General features: G+C 72.5%; 16 protein-coding genes. 12 read left to right on the forward strand and 4 right to left on the reverse strand.

Features of this window, described 5'->3' with window-relative positions:
• The first annotated feature begins 12 nt into the window (after nt 1–12).
• Nucleotides 13–732 carry a lysozyme family protein gene (locus G8E01_RS03785; protein ID WP_166316074.1) on the forward strand — a complete coding sequence of 240 codons (720 nt, stop codon included), beginning with the start codon at nt 13–15 and terminating at the stop codon, nt 730–732.
• A 22-nt stretch (nt 733–754) separates the two neighbouring features.
• Here G8E01_RS03785 and G8E01_RS03790 read toward each other — a convergent pair whose 3' ends face one another.
• Entirely contained in the window at nt 755–1,795 is a 1,041-nt protein-coding gene (locus tag G8E01_RS03790) for an NAD(P)-dependent alcohol dehydrogenase (RefSeq protein WP_166316077.1), read from the reverse strand.
• Nucleotides 1,796–1,942: 147 nt separating this feature from the next.
• Between G8E01_RS03790 and G8E01_RS03795 the strand changes: the two genes are divergently transcribed.
• Nucleotides 1,943–3,139 carry a cation:proton antiporter gene (locus tag G8E01_RS03795; RefSeq protein ID WP_166316080.1) on the forward strand — a complete coding sequence of 399 codons (1,197 nt, stop codon included), beginning with the start codon at nt 1,943–1,945 and terminating at the stop codon, nt 3,137–3,139.
• Nucleotides 3,140–3,143: 4 nt separating this feature from the next.
• Here the strand turns inward: G8E01_RS03795 and G8E01_RS03800 are convergent, their stop codons facing one another.
• A complete protein-coding gene (locus tag G8E01_RS03800) occupies nt 3,144–3,908 on the reverse strand; it encodes a metal-dependent hydrolase (RefSeq protein ID WP_166316083.1) in 765 nt (254 codons plus the stop codon).
• On the reverse strand, nt 3,908–4,621 hold the full coding sequence (locus G8E01_RS03805; RefSeq protein WP_166316086.1) for an NRDE family protein: 714 nt from the start codon (nt 4,619–4,621) through the stop codon (nt 3,908–3,910). Before G8E01_RS03805 ends, G8E01_RS03800 begins: the two co-directional genes overlap by 1 nt.
• Before the next feature lie 83 nt (nt 4,622–4,704).
• Between G8E01_RS03805 and coaBC the strand changes: the two genes are divergently transcribed.
• The 4 genes from coaBC to G8E01_RS03825 all read left to right on the forward strand — a co-directional run bounded on the left by coaBC (nt 4,705) and on the right by G8E01_RS03825 (nt 10,215).
• A complete protein-coding gene (gene coaBC / locus G8E01_RS03810; RefSeq protein WP_166316089.1) occupies nt 4,705–5,922 on the forward strand; it encodes a bifunctional phosphopantothenoylcysteine decarboxylase/phosphopantothenate--cysteine ligase CoaBC in 1,218 nt (405 codons plus the stop codon).
• A 458-nt stretch (nt 5,923–6,380) separates the two neighbouring features.
• On the forward strand, nt 6,381–7,133 hold the full coding sequence (locus tag G8E01_RS03815) for a cohesin domain-containing protein (protein WP_166316092.1): 753 nt from the start codon (nt 6,381–6,383) through the stop codon (nt 7,131–7,133).
• Between the two features lie 47 nt (nt 7,134–7,180).
• Nucleotides 7,181–9,010, forward strand: coding sequence for an amidase family protein (locus G8E01_RS03820; RefSeq protein WP_166316095.1), 1,830 nt, complete (start codon nt 7,181–7,183; stop codon nt 9,008–9,010).
• Between the two features lie 656 nt (nt 9,011–9,666).
• Nucleotides 9,667–10,215 (forward strand): hypothetical protein, encoded by a 549-nt coding sequence (locus G8E01_RS03825; RefSeq protein WP_166316098.1) that lies wholly within the window; start codon nt 9,667–9,669, stop codon nt 10,213–10,215.
• A gap of 10 nt (nt 10,216–10,225) precedes the next feature.
• Here G8E01_RS03825 and G8E01_RS03830 read toward each other — a convergent pair whose 3' ends face one another.
• Nucleotides 10,226–11,437 carry an ROK family protein gene (locus G8E01_RS03830; RefSeq protein ID WP_166316101.1) on the reverse strand — a complete coding sequence of 404 codons (1,212 nt, stop codon included), beginning with the start codon at nt 11,435–11,437 and terminating at the stop codon, nt 10,226–10,228.
• 154 nt (nt 11,438–11,591) lie between these two features.
• Here G8E01_RS03830 and G8E01_RS03835 point away from each other — a divergent pair, with 154 nt between their 5' ends.
• The 6 genes from G8E01_RS03835 to G8E01_RS03860 all read left to right on the forward strand — a co-directional run bounded on the left by G8E01_RS03835 (nt 11,592) and on the right by G8E01_RS03860 (nt 17,992).
• Nucleotides 11,592–12,353: a sugar phosphate isomerase/epimerase family protein gene (locus G8E01_RS03835; protein ID WP_166316104.1), complete on the forward strand. Its 762-nt coding sequence runs from the start codon at nt 11,592–11,594 to the stop codon at nt 12,351–12,353.
• 82 nt (nt 12,354–12,435) lie between these two features.
• Complete coding sequence (locus G8E01_RS03840) at nt 12,436–13,734, forward strand: ABC transporter substrate-binding protein (protein ID WP_166316107.1); 1,299 nt, start codon at nt 12,436–12,438, stop codon at nt 13,732–13,734.
• 61 nt (nt 13,735–13,795) lie between these two features.
• Nucleotides 13,796–14,767 (forward strand): carbohydrate ABC transporter permease, encoded by a 972-nt coding sequence (locus G8E01_RS03845; RefSeq protein ID WP_155047692.1) that lies wholly within the window; start codon nt 13,796–13,798, stop codon nt 14,765–14,767.
• Nucleotides 14,760–15,590: a carbohydrate ABC transporter permease gene (locus G8E01_RS03850; RefSeq protein WP_155047693.1), complete on the forward strand. Its 831-nt coding sequence runs from the start codon at nt 14,760–14,762 to the stop codon at nt 15,588–15,590. The genes G8E01_RS03845 and G8E01_RS03850 overlap by 8 nt, the downstream gene beginning before the upstream one ends.
• A gap of 14 nt (nt 15,591–15,604) precedes the next feature.
• Nucleotides 15,605–16,726, forward strand: a complete 1,122-nt coding sequence (locus tag G8E01_RS03855) for a Gfo/Idh/MocA family oxidoreductase (RefSeq protein ID WP_166316110.1) — start codon at nt 15,605–15,607, stop codon at nt 16,724–16,726.
• A gap of 174 nt (nt 16,727–16,900) precedes the next feature.
• Nucleotides 16,901–17,992 (forward strand): Gfo/Idh/MocA family protein, encoded by a 1,092-nt coding sequence (locus G8E01_RS03860; RefSeq protein WP_338100733.1) that lies wholly within the window; start codon nt 16,901–16,903, stop codon nt 17,990–17,992.
• The last annotated feature ends 12 nt before the right edge of the window (nt 17,993–18,004 follow it).

Below are 18,004 nucleotides of genomic sequence, written 5' to 3' on the forward strand. Positions count from 1 at the left end.
GAGAATCGTTCCATGGCGAAACGGCGCGGACTCGTTCTCGCGGCCGGGGCGGTCGCGCTCCTCGGCGGCGTGGGCGCGCTCGGCGCGCTGGCGGTGTGGGGGCTCGTCGCGCTCGTCGCGCCGGGCCCGGTCGAGGTGCGCCCCGCGGGCGGCACGGGAGCGGAGCGGCCCGCCTTCGCACGCCCCGCCGAGGCGGGGGACGAGGCGTGGGTGGCGGAGGCCGCGCGTGCCACGGGGATGCCGGAACGCGCGCTCGCCGCCTACGCCGACGCCGACAGGTGGGCCCGCCGCGAGCTCGGCTGCGCGGTCGGGTGGAACACGCTGGCGGGGATCGGGTGGGTCGAGAGCCATCACGGCACGCTGCAGGGCGGCGCGATCGACGCGGACGGCGTCGCCCGCCCGCACATCCGCGGCATCCCGCTCGACGGGACGAACGAGACCCTGGCGATTCCGGACACCGACGGCGGGGCGCTCGACGGGGACACCGAGTGGGACCGCGCGGTGGGGCCGCTGCAGTTCATCCCTGAGACCTGGCGCATCTGGGCGTCGGCGGGGGCGGATCCGCACAACATCGACGACGCGGCACGAACCGCCGCGCGCTATCTCTGCCGCCTCGACGGGACCCTCGACACGGAGGAGGCGTGGATCCGCGCCGTGCGCTCGTACAACGACACGCTGGACTACCAGCAGCGCGTCGCCGCGGCCGCCTCCCGCTACGCGGACGCGGCGTAGCGGGAGGAGCGGCCCGGGTGGGTTACAGCGTGGCCGTGTCGATCACGAAGCGGTAGCGGACGTCGCCCGCGATGACCCGCTCGTACGCGTCGTTGATCGCGTCCGCGCTGATGACCTCGACCTCGGGGGCGATGCCCTGCTCCGCGCAGAAGTCGAGCATGTCCTGCGTCTCGCGGATGGATCCGATGTTGGATCCGGCGAAGGAGCGCCCGCCCATGATGAGCGAGAACACCTGGATCGGCAGGGCCTCGGGCGGGGCGCCGACGTTGACGAGCGTGCCCTTCGGGCGCAGCGTCGCGAGGTAGGCGTTCATGTCGAGCGCCGCGCTCACGGTGTTGATGATGAGGTCGAACGTGCCGGCCAGCCCGGCGAGCGCGCCCTCCTCGCCCGTCGCGACGTGCTGCGACGCCCCGAAGGCGAGGGCGTCCTCGCGCTTCGCGTCGGTGCGCGAGAGCACCGTGACGTCGGCGCCCATCGCGACGGCGATCTTCACGGCCATGTGGCCGAGTCCGCCCATGCCGACGACGGCGACCTTCTTCTCCGGGCCGGCGCCCCAGCGGGCGAGCGGCGAGTAGGTCGTGATGCCGGCGCAGAGGAGGGGAGCCGCGGCCTCGTAGGGGATCGACTCGGGGACCTTCAGGACGAAGTGCTCGTCGACGACGACGTGCGTCGAGTAGCCGCCCTGCGTGATCGTGCCGTCGCGGTCGACGGATCCGTAGGTCTGCGTGTTGCCCTTCTCGCAGTTGTGCTCGTCGCCCGCGAGGCACTGGGCGCACTCGCCGCACGAGTTCACCATGCAGCCGACGCCGACGCGGTCGCCCACGGCGTGCGCGGTGACCTCGGAACCGACCTCGACGACCTCGCCGACGATCTCGTGGCCGACGACCTGCGGGAAGGAGATCGGGCCCCACTCCTCGCGGATCGTGTGAATGTCGCTGTGGCAGATGCCGGCGTAGCGGATCGCGATGAGCACGTCGCGCGGGCCGACGTCGCGGCGCTCGATCGTGAGGGGCTCGAGGGGGGAGGTGGCGCTGTTCGCGCCGTATGCAGTGACAGTGAGCATGGGGTCTCTCCGGTCGTCGCGATAAAGGGCGGGGATTCCCGCCCGCACATAGCGTGCCACGGCGACGCGCACGCGGGGCTCGCGACAGGGGGTTCCGCGGCACCCCCCTGTCGGGCACCGGCGCCCGGGGCACGATAACGTCAGCTCATGCACGAGACCTCCCTCCTGGTCGAGAACCTTCTGTCCATGTGGTGGATCGGTCTCGCGGCCTTCCTCGGTCCCGTCCTGGCGATCGCGACGCGGCGCGTGATCCCGGACGTCGTCTGGCTCCTCGCCTTCGGCGTCCTCATCGGCCCCCACGCGCTGGGGCTCGCCGTGGAGACCGAGTCGGTCGAGTTCCTGCGGGAGCTCGGCATGGGCTTCCTGTTCCTTTTGGCCGGCTTCGAGGTGGACACGTCGGAGATGCGCGGCAGGCAGGGGCGGCGCGCCGCCGTCACGTGGATCGTGTGCGCGATCCTCGGAACCGCCGCGGGCCTCGTGCTCGTCTCCGGCGACGTCGAGGTGGCAATTGTCCTCGGCATCGCCTCGACCTCGACCGCGCTCGGGACGCTGCTGCCCATCCTCAAGGACGCGGGCGCGATGGGCTCGCCGCTCGGTCGCGCGACGATGGTGCACGGCGCCTTCGGCGAGCTCCTGCCGATCGTCGCGATGTCGCTCCTGCTCTCGACGCGCGGCACCTGGCAGGCCGCCGCGGTGCTCGTCGGGTTCGCGCTCGCCGCGGTGGTGACCGTCGCGATCCCGCGTCGGCTGTTTCGGCGGATCCCCCTCCTCGCCCGGGCGTTCGGGGCGGCTGCCGACTCGACAATGCAGACGACCCTGCGCCTGACGGTGTGGATCCTGCTGTCCCTCATGCTCCTTACCGCCGTCCTCGACCTCGACGTCGCGCTCGGCGCCTTCTCGGCGGGGCTGCTGGCGAACCAGGCGCTGTCGGCGGTCGGCCCCGACCACGCGCACGACATTGCGCGCAAGGTCGAGATCGTGGGCTTCAGCGTGCTCATCCCCGTGTTCTTCGTCACGAGCGGCATGGGGATCGACCTCGGCGCGGTGCTCGCCGCCTGGCCGATGCTCCTCGCCTTCGTCGCGATCATCGCGCTCGTGCGCGGGCTGCCCGTTTTCCTCCGCGAGACCTGGTCAGACACGGGGTCCGGCATCACCGGGTGGCGGCAGCGCGCCGCGCTCGGGCTCTACGCGTCGACGGGCCTGCCGATCATCGTCGCCGTGACCCAGATCGCCGCGCAGGAGGGGCTGATCTCGGACACGGCCGCCGCCGTCATGGTCACGGGCGGCGCCGTCACGGTGCTCGTGTTCCCGCTCGTCGCGTCGCGGCTCGCGCGCACCCCGTAGCCCCTCAGGCGAACGCGGGCGCCGCGAGCTCGACCACCTGCGCGCCGGCTCCCCACAGGGCGTAGGCCGCGAGGCCCGTGGTGAGCAGCCACTCGCGCCAGGAGCCGGCGTTCCCGAGGAGGGGGAGGGCGAAGGATCCGCGGCGCGGCCACAGCCGCGAGATCAGGAGCGTGCGGCGGAACGCGACGGGCCGGCGCAGCATGAGCGGCCACAGCCACGGCACCCCGCCCGTCGTCAGCGTGTCGCCGACGAGGTGCGCGAGGTACCCGACGCCGACGCACGCCGCGAACCAGCCGAACTCGTCCGGGAAGAACCACATCAGCCCGCCGGCGGCGGCGATGCCCACGAGCCAGGCCGCGAACCAGACCCGAGCGAGGCGGAGGCACTTCGTTCCGATCGCGATCGACGCCGCGGCCCCGATCGCCGGGCCGACCGCGAGCTCGACGCCGAGCGCCGCCGGGGTCCACGTGAGCAAGGACAGGGCGATCGCGGCGCAGGTCGCGGCCAGGAGCGCGACGAGCGAGTGCATGCCCGCGCGGTGGCCGCCCGTGGCGGTGCCGACCGTGCCCGCGAGGACGCGGCCCCCGGGGAGGCCGGCCGCGATCGTCGACGACGGGTGGTCGATGTCCGGCAGCAGGGCGGCGCCCGCGCACACGGCCGCGCCCGCGAGCACGCCCACGGGATCGAGCGGCGCCCAGCCGAGGCCGGGCGCGGTCGTCGTCACGGCGATCCAGGCGGCCGCGCCCGAGATCGCGTGGCCGTAGCCCATCACGCGAACTGCACCGGGGAGAACCGGCCGGGCGTGGGGAACTCGGCGTAGCGGAAGTCGGCGCGATCAGGCCACACGCGGGCGACGCACGCGAGGGTCGACAGCGTGGGGACGCCGTGCGGGCGGTTGTCCCGGACGATCGCGCGGTCGTCGCCGGGGTCGAGCAGGGCGGTCTCCGCGAGCACGTCCAGCCACGGGGCGTACCAGGCGTCGCCGTCCGCGGTGTCGGCGTCGGCGAACGCCCCCAGCCACGCCGCGATGCGCGCGCTGCGCGGGTCGTCGAGGTCGTCGTGCGCGACCATGTGCGTTCCGGGCGCGGCGACCGCCTCCCGCGCGCGCACGCCGTCCCAGGAGCGCACGCTCGCGGATCCGTCAGCCACCGTCACGAGGTTGAAGCCGCGCATCCGGGAGCGGTCGCGCAGGGGGTGACCCGCCACGGCGTCGAGGGCCACGGATCCGCGCGACGCGATGTGCTCGGGGGAGACGGGCGGGTCGCCCGCGCGGTTCAGCAGGACCGCGACGCGGCCGGCGTCCGGCCGCGCGGCGAGCCACGCGCCTCCCGCCCTGCGGTCCTTCACACCCACGACCGCGGGCAGCTCGGGCCACGACGCGCCGAGCCGGTCCCAGGGGCGGGCCGGATCCTCGTCCCGCACTGCGAGCAGGTCGATGGGGGCGCCCGGATCGGCGGAGACGCGGAAGACGACGGTGCACATGGGATCGGCTCCTGGGTGGGGCGACGAGGGGACGTTGCGATTCTCGCCGCCCGCGCGCGGGAGTGTGCTGAGAGGATGGGGGCATGTTCGTCGTCGTCGGGGTCACGGGCGGGATCGCCGCGTACAAGTCGGTGCAGCTGGTGCGGCTGCTCGTGAAGGACGGGCACGAGGTGCACGTCGTGCCGACCGAGGCCGCGCTGCGCTTCGTGGGCGCGCCGACGTGGGAGGCCATCAGCCGCCACCCCGTGACGACGAGCGTGCACGAGGACGTCGCCCAGGTGCGCCACGTCGCGCTCGGCCAGCGGGCCGATCTGGTCGTCGTGGCTCCCGCCACGGCGCACACGATCGCGCGCATGGCCGCCGGCCTCGCGGACGATCTCCTCGGCACGACGCTGCTCGCGACGAGCGCCCCCGTCGTGATCGCGCCGGCCATGCACACCGAGATGTGGCAGCACCCCGCGACGCAGGCGAACGTCGACACCCTGACCTCGCGCGGGATCCACATGGTGGGGCCCGTGTCGGGTGAGCTGACGGGCGGTGACAGCGGGCCGGGGCGCATGGCCGAGCCGGAGGACATCCACGCGGTCGCGGTCCGGGAGCTATCCGGCGGATCCGCCGGCGCCGGCGGGCAGGAGTGGTTCGTCGCCGCGGGCGGCACGCGCGAGCCGCTCGACCCCGTGCGCTTCCTCGGCAACCGCTCGAGCGGGCGCCAGGGCATCGAGGTGGCCCGCGCCGCCGCGCGGCGGGGCGCATCGGTCACGCTCGTGGCCGCGAACGTCGGGGCCGAGGTGCTCGCGCGCGTGACCGGAGAGGCGCGGATCCGCGTCGTCCAGGTATCGACGACCGACGAGCTGCAGCGCGCCGCCGACGAGCACGCGCCGCGCGCGGACGTCGTCGTGATGGCCGCCGCCGTCGCCGATTACCGGCCCGTCGAGGTCGCGGACGCGAAGCTCACGAAGGAGACGGCCGACGGCATCCTCCGCCTCGAGCTCGTCGAGACGCCCGACATCCTCGCGGGCCTTGCGGCGGACCGCCGGCCGGGCCAGACGATCGTGGGCTTCGCGGCCGAGACCCCGCGGGCGGGGGAGAGCCTTCTCGACCGCGCCGCCGCGAAGCTCGACCGCAAGGGCGCCGATTTGCTCGCGGCGAACGAGGTCGGCTGGACGCGCGGCTTCGAGCGGGACGACAACCACCTTCTCGTCGTCGGCGCGGGCGCCACCGTCGTCGCCGACGTGGACGGGACCAAGCGCGAGACCGCCGACGCCCTCGTCGCGGCGATCCTCGCGCACCGCGCGGGCTGAGGCGCGCCGGGAGGGTGCGTTTGCGCGACCTGGGCGGATCCGGCCGCGCTCGGGTCGCGCATATGCACGTTCGTGGCGCCGGGAGGGTGCGTTCGCGCGACCTGGAGGGATTCGCCCGGGTTCGGATCGCGCGTATGCACGTTCGTGAGCTCTCGGAGGGCGCATATGAGCGATCCGGCCGCCCCGTGCCACCCTCGGATCGCGCGTATGCACCTTGGCGGGCCCCAGGAGGGTGGGATTGCGCGACCTGGGCGGATCCGTCGGCGTGCGCGTCGCCCATGTGCGCGTTGACGAGGCCAGGGCGTGCATAGGCTCGTGGCTCCCGCGCACAGGAAACACATTGGAAAACTGACAGGACCGGCGAGGAAACCTGTCGCTGACAGAGTGCGAGCATCCCGATCCGCGCGCGGCATGCCCGCGCCCGCGGATCTCGCCTGCTCGAAGGGAACCCTCCTCGCGTGTCCATACCCCTGCTCGTGCCCCGTGGCCGCCTCGCGCCCGCTCTGGCCATCGGCGCGCTCGTCGCCGGATCCGTCGCGGTGGCGCCCGCCGCGTACGCGGCCGCCCCTGAGGTCACCGGCCTCGCCGTCGCGGCCGTGTCCTCCGCCGAGATCGGCGAGGAGATCGCCGTCGACGTGACCGGCGACGCCACCGACCTGTTCGCCTATGAGATCACGGTCGATTTCGATCCCGCGCTGCTCGACTACGTCGGCGCGGCCTGGCCCGACGGCGGCGTCGGGGTCGTCGATGAGGCGGCCGGCGAGGTGACCGTCAGCTACACCCGCCTGGGCACCTCGCCCGGGCTCGAGGGGGAGGGGCTGACGCTCGCGAGCCTGCAGTTCGAGACCCTGGCCGCCGGTGACGCCGCCGTGACCGTCTCCGGTGCCACGGCCGTGAGCTCGACGACCGAGACTGTCGCGCTCGACGCAGGCGCGAGCGCCCGCATCGCGATCGCGGCCGAGGTCCCGCCGACCGTGGAGCCGGATCCTGAGGACGACGTCGTGGCGTCCCCGACGCCGACCGCGGCCCCCGCAGGGTCGGGGTCCGACGACGACGGCGCCGCGAGCGCCGGCGACGAGGCCGCCGCGTCCGACGACCTTCTCGCGACGGGCGGCGACAGCGGCGCGTGGATCCTCGCCGCCGGCCTCGGCGTCGCCATCCTCGCGCTCGGCGCCACGCTGCTCGTTCGCCGACGGGCGGTGCAGCGATGACCGCCGACCGCCGCACGATGCGTTCTTCGACCCCCAGGAGCCTCCACATGGGATCCCGTACCCGACGCGCCACGGCGATTGCCGCCGCCGGCCTGACCACGGTCGCCACGCTGGGAGCCTTCCCCGCCGCCGCGGCGGCCGAGCCCGCCGCCGAGGCTGCCATCCTCGCGCCGTACTACACGGAGCTCGACGTGACCGGCGATCGTCAGGTCACCGCGGACGACGTGCGCCTGGTCGCGGAGTCCCTCGGCCAGGAGCCGGGCGATGCTGGCTGGATTCCCACGGCGGACGTGGACGGCGACGAGGTCCTCACGATCACGGACGTCGCCGCGGTGTCGCAGCGCATGATCTACGACGATGGTCCCTTCGAGCTGCTCGAGGCGTCGGTCGTTGACATGCAGGCCGCGATGAACGCCGGCGCGACCACCTCGGTCGACATCACGACGCAGTACCTCGACCGCATCGAGGCCTACGACACGGCGCTCATCGAGGAGGGCGGCCGGCCGCTGCACTCGATCATCTCGGTCAACGACGCGGCGCTGGCCGCCGCGGCCGATGCCGACGCGGTCCGCGCGGATCAGGGCATGACGAGCATGCTGCTCGGCGTTCCCGTCGCCATGAAGGACAACTACGACACCGCCGACATGCCGACGACCGCCGGGTGCGGCTGCTGGAACGATAACCAGACGGCGACCGACGCGTTCATGGTCTCGGGGCTGCGCGCGGACGGCGCCGTGATCGTCGCCAAGGCGAGCCTCGACGAGTTCGCGTACGGCTTCGCGTCGGAGTTCTCCGCCTTCCAGGAGGTCGGCGACTCCGTTCTCGTGGCGAGCCCCTACAACACGAACCAGACCGCGGGCGGATCCTCGGGCGGCACGGGCGCGGCGATCGCCGCGAACCTCGCCGGCATCGGGTTCGGCACCGACACGGGTGGATCCATCCGTGTGCCGTCGTCCTACAACCAGCTCGTCGGGATCCGCCCGACCGTCGGCCTCGCGAGTCGCGACGGGATCGTCCCGCTGGCGCTCTCGCAGGACACGGGCGGGCCCATGGCCCGCAGCGTCCTCGACGCGGCCGTCGCGCTCGACGCGGTGGTCGGCATCGACGAGGCGGACCCCGCGACCGCGGCGCAGGAGGGCCTCGTCCCGGAGTCCTACACGGAGTTTCTCGACGAGGACGCGCTCGCCGGCGCGCGCATCGGCTACATCGGCTCGATGTTCGACACGACGAGCCAATGGAGCCCGACGCCGAACGCGACCGTCGAGCGCGTCTGGACCGACGCGCAGGCCACGATCGAGGGCCTCGGCGGCGAGGTCGTGCCGATCGACGAGCCCGAGTGGTTCGCCGGCCTCCTCGCCGAGGGCAGCGGCTCCACCAACGAGTTCCGCCACGACCTCGACATCTACATCGAGAACCACCTGTCCGAGGACGTGGCGGCGCGCTCGCTCGACGCCATCATCGACACGGGGCACTTCGTCGTGAGCCGCCAGGGCACGTACGAGACGCGCGCCGCCGTGACCGAGGAGCAGTACGAGGCATGGATGGACAGCCACACCGCCGTGCTCGCCCAGGGCAAGGTCGACGTGCAGGCGCTGCTCGACGAATACGACGTCGACGCGCTCGTGTACCCCAGCGGATCCACGTATGGCACTATCGGGCGCAACCTGCGCCTCAGCCCGAATACGGGCCTCCCGGCCGTGACGGTGCCGATGGGGGTTTCGATCCCCGAGGACGGTACGACGGCGAACGCCGGCGTGAACCTCGAGTGGCTCGGGCGCGACTTCGACGAGGGCACGCTGCTCGGGCTCACCTACGCGTTCGAGCAGGCGACCGGCGCGCGCACGTCGCCGGAGCTCTACGGGGCGCTGGCCGGCTGAGCGTCGCTCGGCCGAGGGGCCGGAGGGATCCGCGGATCCCCCCGGCCCCTCGCCGTGGGGGCGTGTGCGATTGCGCGATCCGGAGGGATCCGCCCGCGTTCGTGTCGCGCGTATGCACGTTCGTGGGCTCCCGGACGGTGCGTTTGCGCGACCTGGCCGCGCCGGCCCGCGTTCGGATCGCGCATATGCACGTTCCGGGGCGACTGGAGGGTGCGTTTGCGCGACCTGGGTGCGCCGGCCTGCGTTCTGATCGCGCGTACGCATGTTCGTGAGGTGCCGGACCGTGCATATGAGCGATCCGGCCACCTCGGCCCACGCTTGGATTGCCCATTTGCACGTTCCGGGGCGACCGGAAGGTGCGTTTGAGCGACCTGGGCGGATCCGGCCGCGCTCAGATCGCGCGTTTGCACGTCGGTCCGGCCGGGAGGGTGTATATGGGCGATCCGGCCGCGCCGGCCCACACCCGGATCGTCCATCTGCACGTTCCGGGGCGCCGGGAGGGTGCGTTTGTGCGACCTGGGCGGAGCCAGCCGGGTTCGGATCGCGCGTATGCACGTTCCTGGGCACCCGGAGGGTGCGTATGCGCGATCCGGCCGCGCCGGGCCGCGTTCGCATCGCCCATATGCACCCCGCACCCCGCGCGATACCGTGGCCGCATGGGCGAGTGGGCGGCGGATCCGGGTCAGGACGAGGCGCGCCTGCGCGCGGCGACGGGGCGCGGGTGGGACGCGTGGGCCGAGGTCATCGACGCGGGGCCGGGCCCCGGCGCCGGGCACACCGCGATCGCGGCCTGGCTCGTCGGTGAGGGCGTCGACGCGTGGTGGGCACAGGCCGTGACGGTCGGTTACGAGCGGATCCGCGGGCTGCGGCTCCCCGGGCAGATGCCCGACGGCACGTTCACGGTGTCGCGGTCGCGGACGCTCGACGTGGATCCGGAGCGGATCCGCGCGGCGCTCCTCGACGATGCGCGGCGGAGTGCCCTCCTCGGCGAGGTCGAGACGACCCTGCGATCGCGCCCGACCGCGAAGAGCCTGCGGTTCGCGGCCGTCCGCGCCGGCGAGGACCTCGGCGTCGTCGCCTTCGCGGCGGACCGGGCCGGGGAGCGGACCCGCCTGACCGTGACCCACGAAAAGCTGCTGGCCGAGGGGGTCGAGCCCTGGAAGGCGCACTGGGCCGCGTGGCTGCGCGCGGCCGACTTTTCCTGACGCCCGCGCGTCAGCGCGCGAGCCGGCGGTCGATCCGCTCGGCCGCGAGCACGTGGTCCAGGATCATCACGGCCGCCCCGCGCACGCCGCCGGCGGCGCCCGCGACGGACGGCTCGATCGCGAGGTGCTGCGTCGCGAGCGGGATGGATCGGCGGTAGACGACCTCACGGATCCCGGCGATGAGGTGGTCCGACGCGCGACCCAGGCTGCCGCCCACGACCACGAGGGACGGCCCGAGGAGGTTGACGACGATCGCGACGGCCTCGCCGACGATGCGGCCCGCGTCGCGCGCGAGCTCGACCGCGGTGCGGTCGCCCGCCGCGACGAGCCGGATGGCGTCGGCGCTCGTCTCGGCCTTCACGCCCCGCTCGCGGAGCGCCCGGGCGAGGGCGGCGCCGCTGGCGACGTCTTCGAGCTCGCGGTCCTCGCCGGCGCGCGTCAGGGCCGTGTCGGGGAGCTGAACGTGGATGTGCCCGAGGTCCCCGGCGGATCCGAGCGCCCCGCGCTGGAGCGCGCCGCCCGCGATGATGCCCGCGCCGATGCCCGTGGCGACCTTGACGTACACGAGATCCGCCGTGTCGCTCGCCCGCGCCACCTGCTCGCCGAGGGCGAGGAGGTTCACGTCGTTGTCGACGAGCACCATGTCGGCTGTGAGCGCGTCCTCGCTCCACCGCTGGGCGACGTCGCCGGGAATGTCGTGCTGGTCCCAGCCGGGCATGATGGGCGGATTGACGGGGCGCCCCGTGGAGTGCGCGACCGGGCCGGGGATCCCGATGCCCGCCCCCCACACGTCGCCCACGCCGTACGGAGTCTCCGCGAGGAGCCCGCGCGCCGCGTCGAGCGCGCGCCCGAGGCAGGCGGCGGGGCCGGCCGCGATGTCGATGTCGAGCGCGCGGGTCGCGAGCGGCTCGCCCGCGAGGTCGCACACGGCGACCGACGCGTGGCGCGCGCCGAGGTCGATCGCGAGGACCGCGCCCGCCTCGCGGCGAAAGCGCAGGGTGCGCGGCGGCCGGCCTCCCGTCGAGGTCGCGGCAGCGCCGGGGGCGAGGAGCCCGTCGGCGACGAGCGCGTCGATCCGCGCCGAGGCCGCGGCGCGCCCCAGGCCGGTCGACCGCGCGACCTCCGCGCGCGTGCGCGGCGCGGCGTCGCGGAAGCGCTGAAAGAGCTCCCCCGGTGTCACGGGGAGCGGGCCCGTCGGGGCGTCGTCGTCGGCGTCGGTCATGCGGTCCTCCGCCTGCATCCTATGTTCTCGCGGCGGGCAGCACACTTGAGCGTCAACAAATAAAACTTTTGCTTGTGTGTCGACAGAACCGCTGTTAGCGTCCCTCTGTCGGCATCAACGAGGGCGCCGGCAGGGGACCAGGAACGAGGACCTTATGACGCGCGACGTGGCGCTCCAGCTGTATTCCGTTCGCAACGCGATGTCCCAGGACATCGATCGCACGCTCGAGCGCGTCGCCGAGATCGGCTTCCGCTTCGTCGAGCTCTACAACTTCGCCGAATGGCACGCTCCGCTCCGGGCGGGCCTCGCCGCCCACGGCCTCGCGTCGCCCACCGCGCACGCGCGGCTCGTCGAGGGCGACAACGCCGAGGAGCTCATCGATCTCGCCGCCGAGCTCGGCGTCCGGACCCTCATCGACCCCATGGTTCCGGCGGAGCGCTGGGCGACCGCCTCCGACATCGCCCGCACGGCGGACCGGCTCGCCGACCTCAGCGACATCGCGCGCGAGCGCGGGATGCGCATCGGCTACCACAACCACTGGTGGGAGACCGAGTCGCACATCGACGGCGCGACGGCCCTCGAGGCGCTCGCCGACCGCCTCCCCGAGGAGGTCCTCCTCGAGGTCGACGTCTACTGGGCCATCGTCGGCGGCGAGACCGACGCCGCGGGCCTGCTGCGCCGCCTCGGCGACCGCGTGCGGTTCCTGCACGTGAAGGACGCGCCGGAGGTGAACGGATCCCTCAGCACGGATCGCGAGGACCAGCTTCCCGTGGGCGAGGGATCCATCGAGTGGGGCGGCGTGATCGACGCGGCACCCGCCGCCGAGCTCCTCGTCGTCGAGTTCGACGAGTTCCGCGGCGACATCTTCGACGGCATCACGCGCGGCCTGGCCGGCGCGCGCCCGCTCGCGGGCTGACGCCGTCCCCGCGGGCCGCCCGTCGCGGCCCGCCCCCCCCCGACCATCCGCAATGACGCGAATGACACAAGGAGAACACAGCATGAAGCGCACAATGAGGTTCGCAGGCACGACGGCCGCCATCGGCGCGACCGCCCTCGTGCTGTCCGGCTGCAGCGGGCAGGCAGACGGCGGCGGCGACTCGATCACGTGGTGGGCGACGCAGGAGGCGTCGTCGATCTCGGCGACGGAGGACGTCTACCAGCCGGCGATCGACGCCTTCGAGGAGGAGACGGGGATCTCCGTCGAGATGGAGGTCGTCCCGTGGACGGACCTCTACAACAAGATCCTCACCGCGGTCAGCTCGGGCACCGGCCCCGACGTCCTGAGCATCGGCACGACCTGGGTCGCGTCGCTGCACGACACCGGCGCGCTCGCCGAGGTCGACGGCGAGAACCTCGAGTGGATGGGCGGCAGCGACCGCTTCGTGCCCGCGGTCTGGGACGCGGCGCAGGTGCCCGGCGAGACGCACACGGCGGTGCCGCTGCACTCGACCCTGTACTCGCTCTACTACAACGTCCCGATCTTCGAGGAGGCCGGCGCGACGCCGCCCGCGACGTGGGACGAGTTCGTCTCGCTCGCCGAGGAGCTCACCGTCGACACAGACGGCGACGGCTCGACCGACCAGTACGGCTTCACCTTCCCGACGGGCGCGGCCACCGGCAACGCCCATCTCTCGTTTATCTTCGGCGCGCAGAACGGCGGATCCTTCGTCGACGACGCGGGCGAGGTCACGATCGACAGCCCCGAGATGACCGAGGCCGTCGAGGCCGTCGTCGGGCTCATGAGCGACCAGGAGGTGATGCCGCCGAACGACGCCGAGTTCGACCAGAACGCCGACAGCGTCGACCAGCTCATCAACGGCCGCGCCGCGATGGCGTTCCAGCAGAACCCCATCGAGCAGTTCGACAACCGCGGCTTCACCGACTGGGGCATCGCCGACATGCCCGTCATGGAGGGCGGCGAGCCCGTCATGTCGATGGTCGCCGGGACCGACATCACCGTGCTCGAGGACTCCCCGAACAAGGAGCAGGCGTTCGACTTCATCGAGTTCCTCACGAGCCCCGAGTGGAACGCGACCACGAGCGCGGGCTTCTCGAAGCTGCCCGTCGTGACCGACGGCTACGAGGAGGCGGTCTACCAGGAGGTCGACCCCGAGCTGCTGGAGGTGCGCCGCAACATCCAGGAGAACCACTCGGAGCCGTTCCCGATGGTGCCGAACATCGGCGAGATCGAGGCGGGCATCGGCAATGCCGTGCGCGAGATGTTCCAGGCCGCGGCGCTCGGCGAGGATCCGGACGTCGCCGGACGCCTCCAGGAAGCGGCGGCGCAGCTGCGCTGAACCGCCTGATCCGGGCCGCCCGCCGGGCGGGCGGCCCGGTCGGCGGGATCGGAGGATCCGCATGACCGATGCCACCACGACCACCGTTCACACCGCGGGGCGCAAGTACCGCGGCGTGCAGGGACGCAAGGACAGGCGCCTCGCCTACGCCCTCATCGTCCCGGCCGCTCTCCTCGAGCTACTCATCCACATCATCCCGATGGTGTTGGGCCTCTACATCGCGTTCATCGAGCTCGACCAGCGGACGCTCCGCAACTGGCTGAGTGCGCCGTTCATCTGGTTCGACAACTTCGCCCGGTCGCTTGAGCCGACGTCGGCCCTCGGATCCCAGTTCTTCGACACCCTCGGGCGCACGGCGCTGTACGTCGTGCTCGTGCTCGCGTTCTCGTGGGCCCTCGCGATGGCGGGTGCCGTCTTCCTGCAGAAGAAGTTCCGCGGCCAGGGGCTGCTGCGCACCCTCTTCCTCGTACCGTACGCGGTCCCGCTCTACGTGGGCTGCATCGCGTGGGCGTTCATGTTCAACCAGCGCGACGGGGTCGTCAATCAGCTGATCTTCGACGTCTTCGGGGCGAGCGGGGACCGGACCTTCTGGCTCATCGGCGACAACGCGTTCTTCGTGCTCGTCATCGTGAGCGTGTGGTCCTATTGGCCGTTCGCCTTCCTTATGCTCATGGCCGCGCTCCAGAACGTGCCCGACGAGGTGTACGAGGCGGCGTCGATCGACGGCGCGGGTCCGTGGAAGCAGTTCGTCAGCATCACGCTGCCGATGATCCGCCCGGCGAACGCGGCGCTCCTGCTCATGCTCGGCCTGTGGATGTTCAACCAGTTCAACATCCCCTACGTCCTGTTCGGCCCGTCGTCGCCGGATCCGGCCCTGCTCGTGTCGCCGCTGATCTACCAGAACTCCTTCCAGAACTGGGACTTCGGCGCCGGCGCCGCCATGAGCGCCCTGCTGCTCCTGGCGCTGCTCGTGGTGTCGATCTTCTACATCCGACTCGTCTTCCCGAAGGGAACGGACTCGAACGATGCGTGAGACACGCGGTTTTCAGATCACCCGGGTCGTCGTCCTGACGTTCCTGTCCCTGTTCGTCCTCGTGCCCCTGTGGGTCATGGTGTCGACGTCGCTGAAGCCCCTGGAGGACGTGCGCACGCTCTGGCCGAGCTCGCTCACGATCCAGCCGTACATCGACATGTGGTCGACGGTCCCGCTCGCGGACTACTTCGTGAACTCGATCATCGTCACGACCACGGCGACCGTCTTCTCGGTCACGGTGTCGCTGTTCGCCTCGTACGCCCTTGCGCGGTTCACCTTCCGCGGGAAGCGGCAGTTCAGCCTCGTGATCCTGTCGACGCAGATGTTCCCCGGGATCCTGTTCCTCCTGCCGCTGTTCCTCATCTTCACGCAGATCCAGCGGACGATCGGGCTGCAGCTCAACGGCAGCTATCTCGGCCTCATCATCACCTACATGACCTTCACGCTGCCGTTCTCGATCTGGATGCTCACGGGCTATTTCCAGGCGATCCCGGGGGCGCTCGAGGAGGCGGCGATGATCGACGGCACGGGGCGCATGGGCGCGCTCTTCCGCGTCGTCATCCCCGTCGCCCGTCCCGGCATCATCGCGGTCGCGGTGTATTCCTTCATCACGGCGTGGAGTGAGGTCCTGTTCGCCTCGGTGCTCACGAGCAACGAGACGCGCACCCTCGCGATCGGCCTGCAGGCGTACTCAAGCGAGGCCGACGTGCTCTGGAACGAGCTCATGGCCGCGTCCGTGACCGTCTCCCTCCCGGTCGTGTTGGCCTTCATGTTCGTCCAGCGATACCTCGTCGCCGGCCTCTCCGCCGGCGCCGTCAAATAACCCCAGGAGCTCTCGTGGCACACCAGAACCCCCTCGGCGTCGGATTCATTGGCGTCGGCATGATCAGCGACACCTATCTCGAGCACCTCGCGACGTTCCCGGGCGTGCGCGTCGTCATCCTCGGCGATCTCGACACCGAGCGGGCGCGGTCGCAGGCCGCCAAGCACGGGATCGCGGCGCACGGATCGCCCGATGACGTGCTTGCCCACCCCGGCGTGGACCTCGTCGTGAACCTCACGATTCCCGCCGTGCACGCCGACGTCTCGCTCGCCGCGATCGAGGCCGGCAAGCACGTGTGGAGCGAGAAGCCGATCGCGACCGACCTCGCCTCGGCGCGGGCCGTGCTCGAGGCCGCCGACCGCAAGGGGCTCCGCGTTGGCATCGCGCCGGACACGGTGCTCGGCAACGGCGTGCAGACCGCGCTGCGGGCAATCGAGCGCGGCGACATCGGGGATCCGCTGTTCGCCACGACGGCCATGCAGTGGGCGGGGCCGGACTGGTTCCACCCCGGTCCCGAGTTCCTGTTCGCGCCCGGCGCGGGACCCGTGCTCGACATGGGGCCGTACTACGTCACGACCCTCGCGAGCGCCTTCGGATCCGTTGCCTCGGCGTACGCGACCGCGCAGACGGGCCAGGCGAACCGCACGAAGAAGGTCGGCGATCGCGCGGGGGAGGAGTTCCCCGTGCTCGTGCCGACGACCGTCCAGGCGACCCTCACCTTCGAGGCGGGCGGATCCGCCCAGCAGCTCTACAGCTGGGACTCGCCGATCCGGCGCATGGGCTTCGTGGAGCTCGTCGGGACCGAGGGGGCGCTCCGGATCCCGGATCCGAACTTCTTCACGGGGGCGGTGCGGCTCGCTCAGACCACGGCCGAGACCGCGCGCGAGGGCACCCCGTGGCGGGACCTCCCGGTGGAGGGCGTTCAGGGCGGCCGCGGGCTCGGCATCGCCGACATGGCCGAGGCGATCCGCGAGGACCGCCCCCACCGCGCGTCGGGCGAGATGGGACTGCACGTGCTCGAGACGCTGCTCGCGATCGAGGAGTCGACGCGGTCCGGCGCGATCGAGCGCGTCGCCTCCCGCGTGGCGCGGCCCGCGACCGTGCCCGTCGGGTGGGACCCGACGGGCGCCGCGTAGGCCGGTCCCGCCCGAGCGGCGGACCCCTTATGCTGGCAATTAATAAACTTTTGTTTATCGTTGTGCAAAAGTGGGTCGCGCCGAAAGGGCGCGACCGCCGGCGCACGCAGGTGAAGGGATGTACCCCATGAATGCGCACATCATGCGGGCCACGACCGCTCGAACGGCGCGCTCGTGAGCGCGCCGGAGCTGGGCGCGGCGTTCATCGGCGCGGGGATGATGGGGCGCGCGCACACATCCGCCGCTCGCCAGATCGGCGCCGACCTCGTCGCCGTGGTCGCCTCGACGCCCGAGAGCTCGGCCCGCGCCGCGCGCGACCTTGGCGTCCGCGAGGGCGCCGCGTCGCTCGACGACGTGCTGGGCCGGCACGACGTCGACGTCGTGCACGTGCTGAGCCCCAACGCGCTCCACGGCGCCCAGGCGAGCGAGGTCATCGCCGCCGGGCGCCACGTGATCTGCGAGAAGCCGCTCGCGACGACGGCGGGCGAGGCGCGGGCCCTCGCCGACGCCGCGCGCGCGGCGGGCGTCGTCGGCGCCGTGCCGTTCGTGTATCGCTATCACCCGATGATGCGGGAGGCGCGGGCGCGGATCGCCGCCGGCGGATCCGCCGTGGTCTCCGTCGACGCGCACTACCTGCAGGACTGGCTGCTCTCGCCCGACGACGACAACTGGCGCGCGTCGAGCGAGGCGGGCGGCGCCTCCCGTGCGTTCGCGGACATCGGCTCGCACCTGTTCGACGCGATCGAATTCATGACGGGCCAGCGCGTAGCGCGGATCCAGGCGCTCACGTCGCGCGTGTACGACGAGCGCGGAGGGCGCCCCGTCGCGAACGAGGACATCGCCGCGGTGCTCTTCCAGCTCGACGGCGGCGCCCCGGGAACGGCGCTCGTGTCGCAGGTCGCGGCGGGCCGGAAGAACGGGCTCGTCGTCGAGGTGCACGCGCGCGAGGAGGCGTACCGGTTCGAGCAGGAGGACCCTGGGCGCCTGTGGCTGGGCCGCCGCGAGGGCTCCGTGCTCCTCGAGCGCGACCCGGCGGTGCTCTCGCCGGACGCGGCGCGGCTCTCGCTCGTGCCGTCCGGGCACCCGATGGGGTACCAGGAGGCGTTCACGGCGTTCGTGCGCGATGCGTACGACGCCATCCGCGGCGGCGCGCCCGAGGGGCTGCCGACGTTCGAGGACGGCGCGCGCGCGGCCCAGCTCACGGAGGCCGTGCTCGCGTCGGCCGCCTCGGGCCGGTGGGTCGACACCCCCGCGGGCCGCGCGTAAGACTCTCACCGA

The organism is Microbacterium excoecariae (assembly GCF_011326725.1).
In the GTDB taxonomy this organism is placed as follows: domain Bacteria; phylum Actinomycetota; class Actinomycetes; order Actinomycetales; family Microbacteriaceae; genus Microbacterium; species Microbacterium excoecariae.

Excerpts from the sequence above, each read along its gene's own strand:
- G8E01_RS03785 (WP_166316074.1), top strand. The coding sequence starts at position 13 with ATGGCGAAACGGCGCGGACTCGTTCTCGCGGCCGGGGCGGTCGCGCTC.
- G8E01_RS03790 (WP_166316077.1), bottom strand. The coding sequence starts at position 1,795 with ATGCTCACTGTCACTGCATACGGCGCGAACAGCGCCACCTCCCCCCTC.
- G8E01_RS03795 (WP_166316080.1), top strand. The coding sequence starts at position 1,943 with ATGCACGAGACCTCCCTCCTGGTCGAGAACCTTCTGTCCATGTGGTGG.
- G8E01_RS03800 (WP_166316083.1), bottom strand. The coding sequence starts at position 3,908 with ATGGGCTACGGCCACGCGATCTCGGGCGCGGCCGCCTGGATCGCCGTG.
- G8E01_RS03805 (WP_166316086.1), bottom strand. The coding sequence starts at position 4,621 with ATGTGCACCGTCGTCTTCCGCGTCTCCGCCGATCCGGGCGCCCCCATC.
- coaBC (WP_166316089.1), top strand. The coding sequence starts at position 4,705 with ATGTTCGTCGTCGTCGGGGTCACGGGCGGGATCGCCGCGTACAAGTCG.
- G8E01_RS03820 (WP_166316095.1), top strand. The coding sequence starts at position 7,181 with ATGGGATCCCGTACCCGACGCGCCACGGCGATTGCCGCCGCCGGCCTG.
- G8E01_RS03825 (WP_166316098.1), top strand. The coding sequence starts at position 9,667 with ATGGGCGAGTGGGCGGCGGATCCGGGTCAGGACGAGGCGCGCCTGCGC.
- G8E01_RS03830 (WP_166316101.1), bottom strand. The coding sequence starts at position 11,437 with ATGACCGACGCCGACGACGACGCCCCGACGGGCCCGCTCCCCGTGACA.
- G8E01_RS03835 (WP_166316104.1), top strand. The coding sequence starts at position 11,592 with ATGACGCGCGACGTGGCGCTCCAGCTGTATTCCGTTCGCAACGCGATG.
- G8E01_RS03840 (WP_166316107.1), top strand. The coding sequence starts at position 12,436 with ATGAAGCGCACAATGAGGTTCGCAGGCACGACGGCCGCCATCGGCGCG.
- G8E01_RS03845 (WP_155047692.1), top strand. The coding sequence starts at position 13,796 with ATGACCGATGCCACCACGACCACCGTTCACACCGCGGGGCGCAAGTAC.
- G8E01_RS03850 (WP_155047693.1), top strand. The coding sequence starts at position 14,760 with ATGCGTGAGACACGCGGTTTTCAGATCACCCGGGTCGTCGTCCTGACG.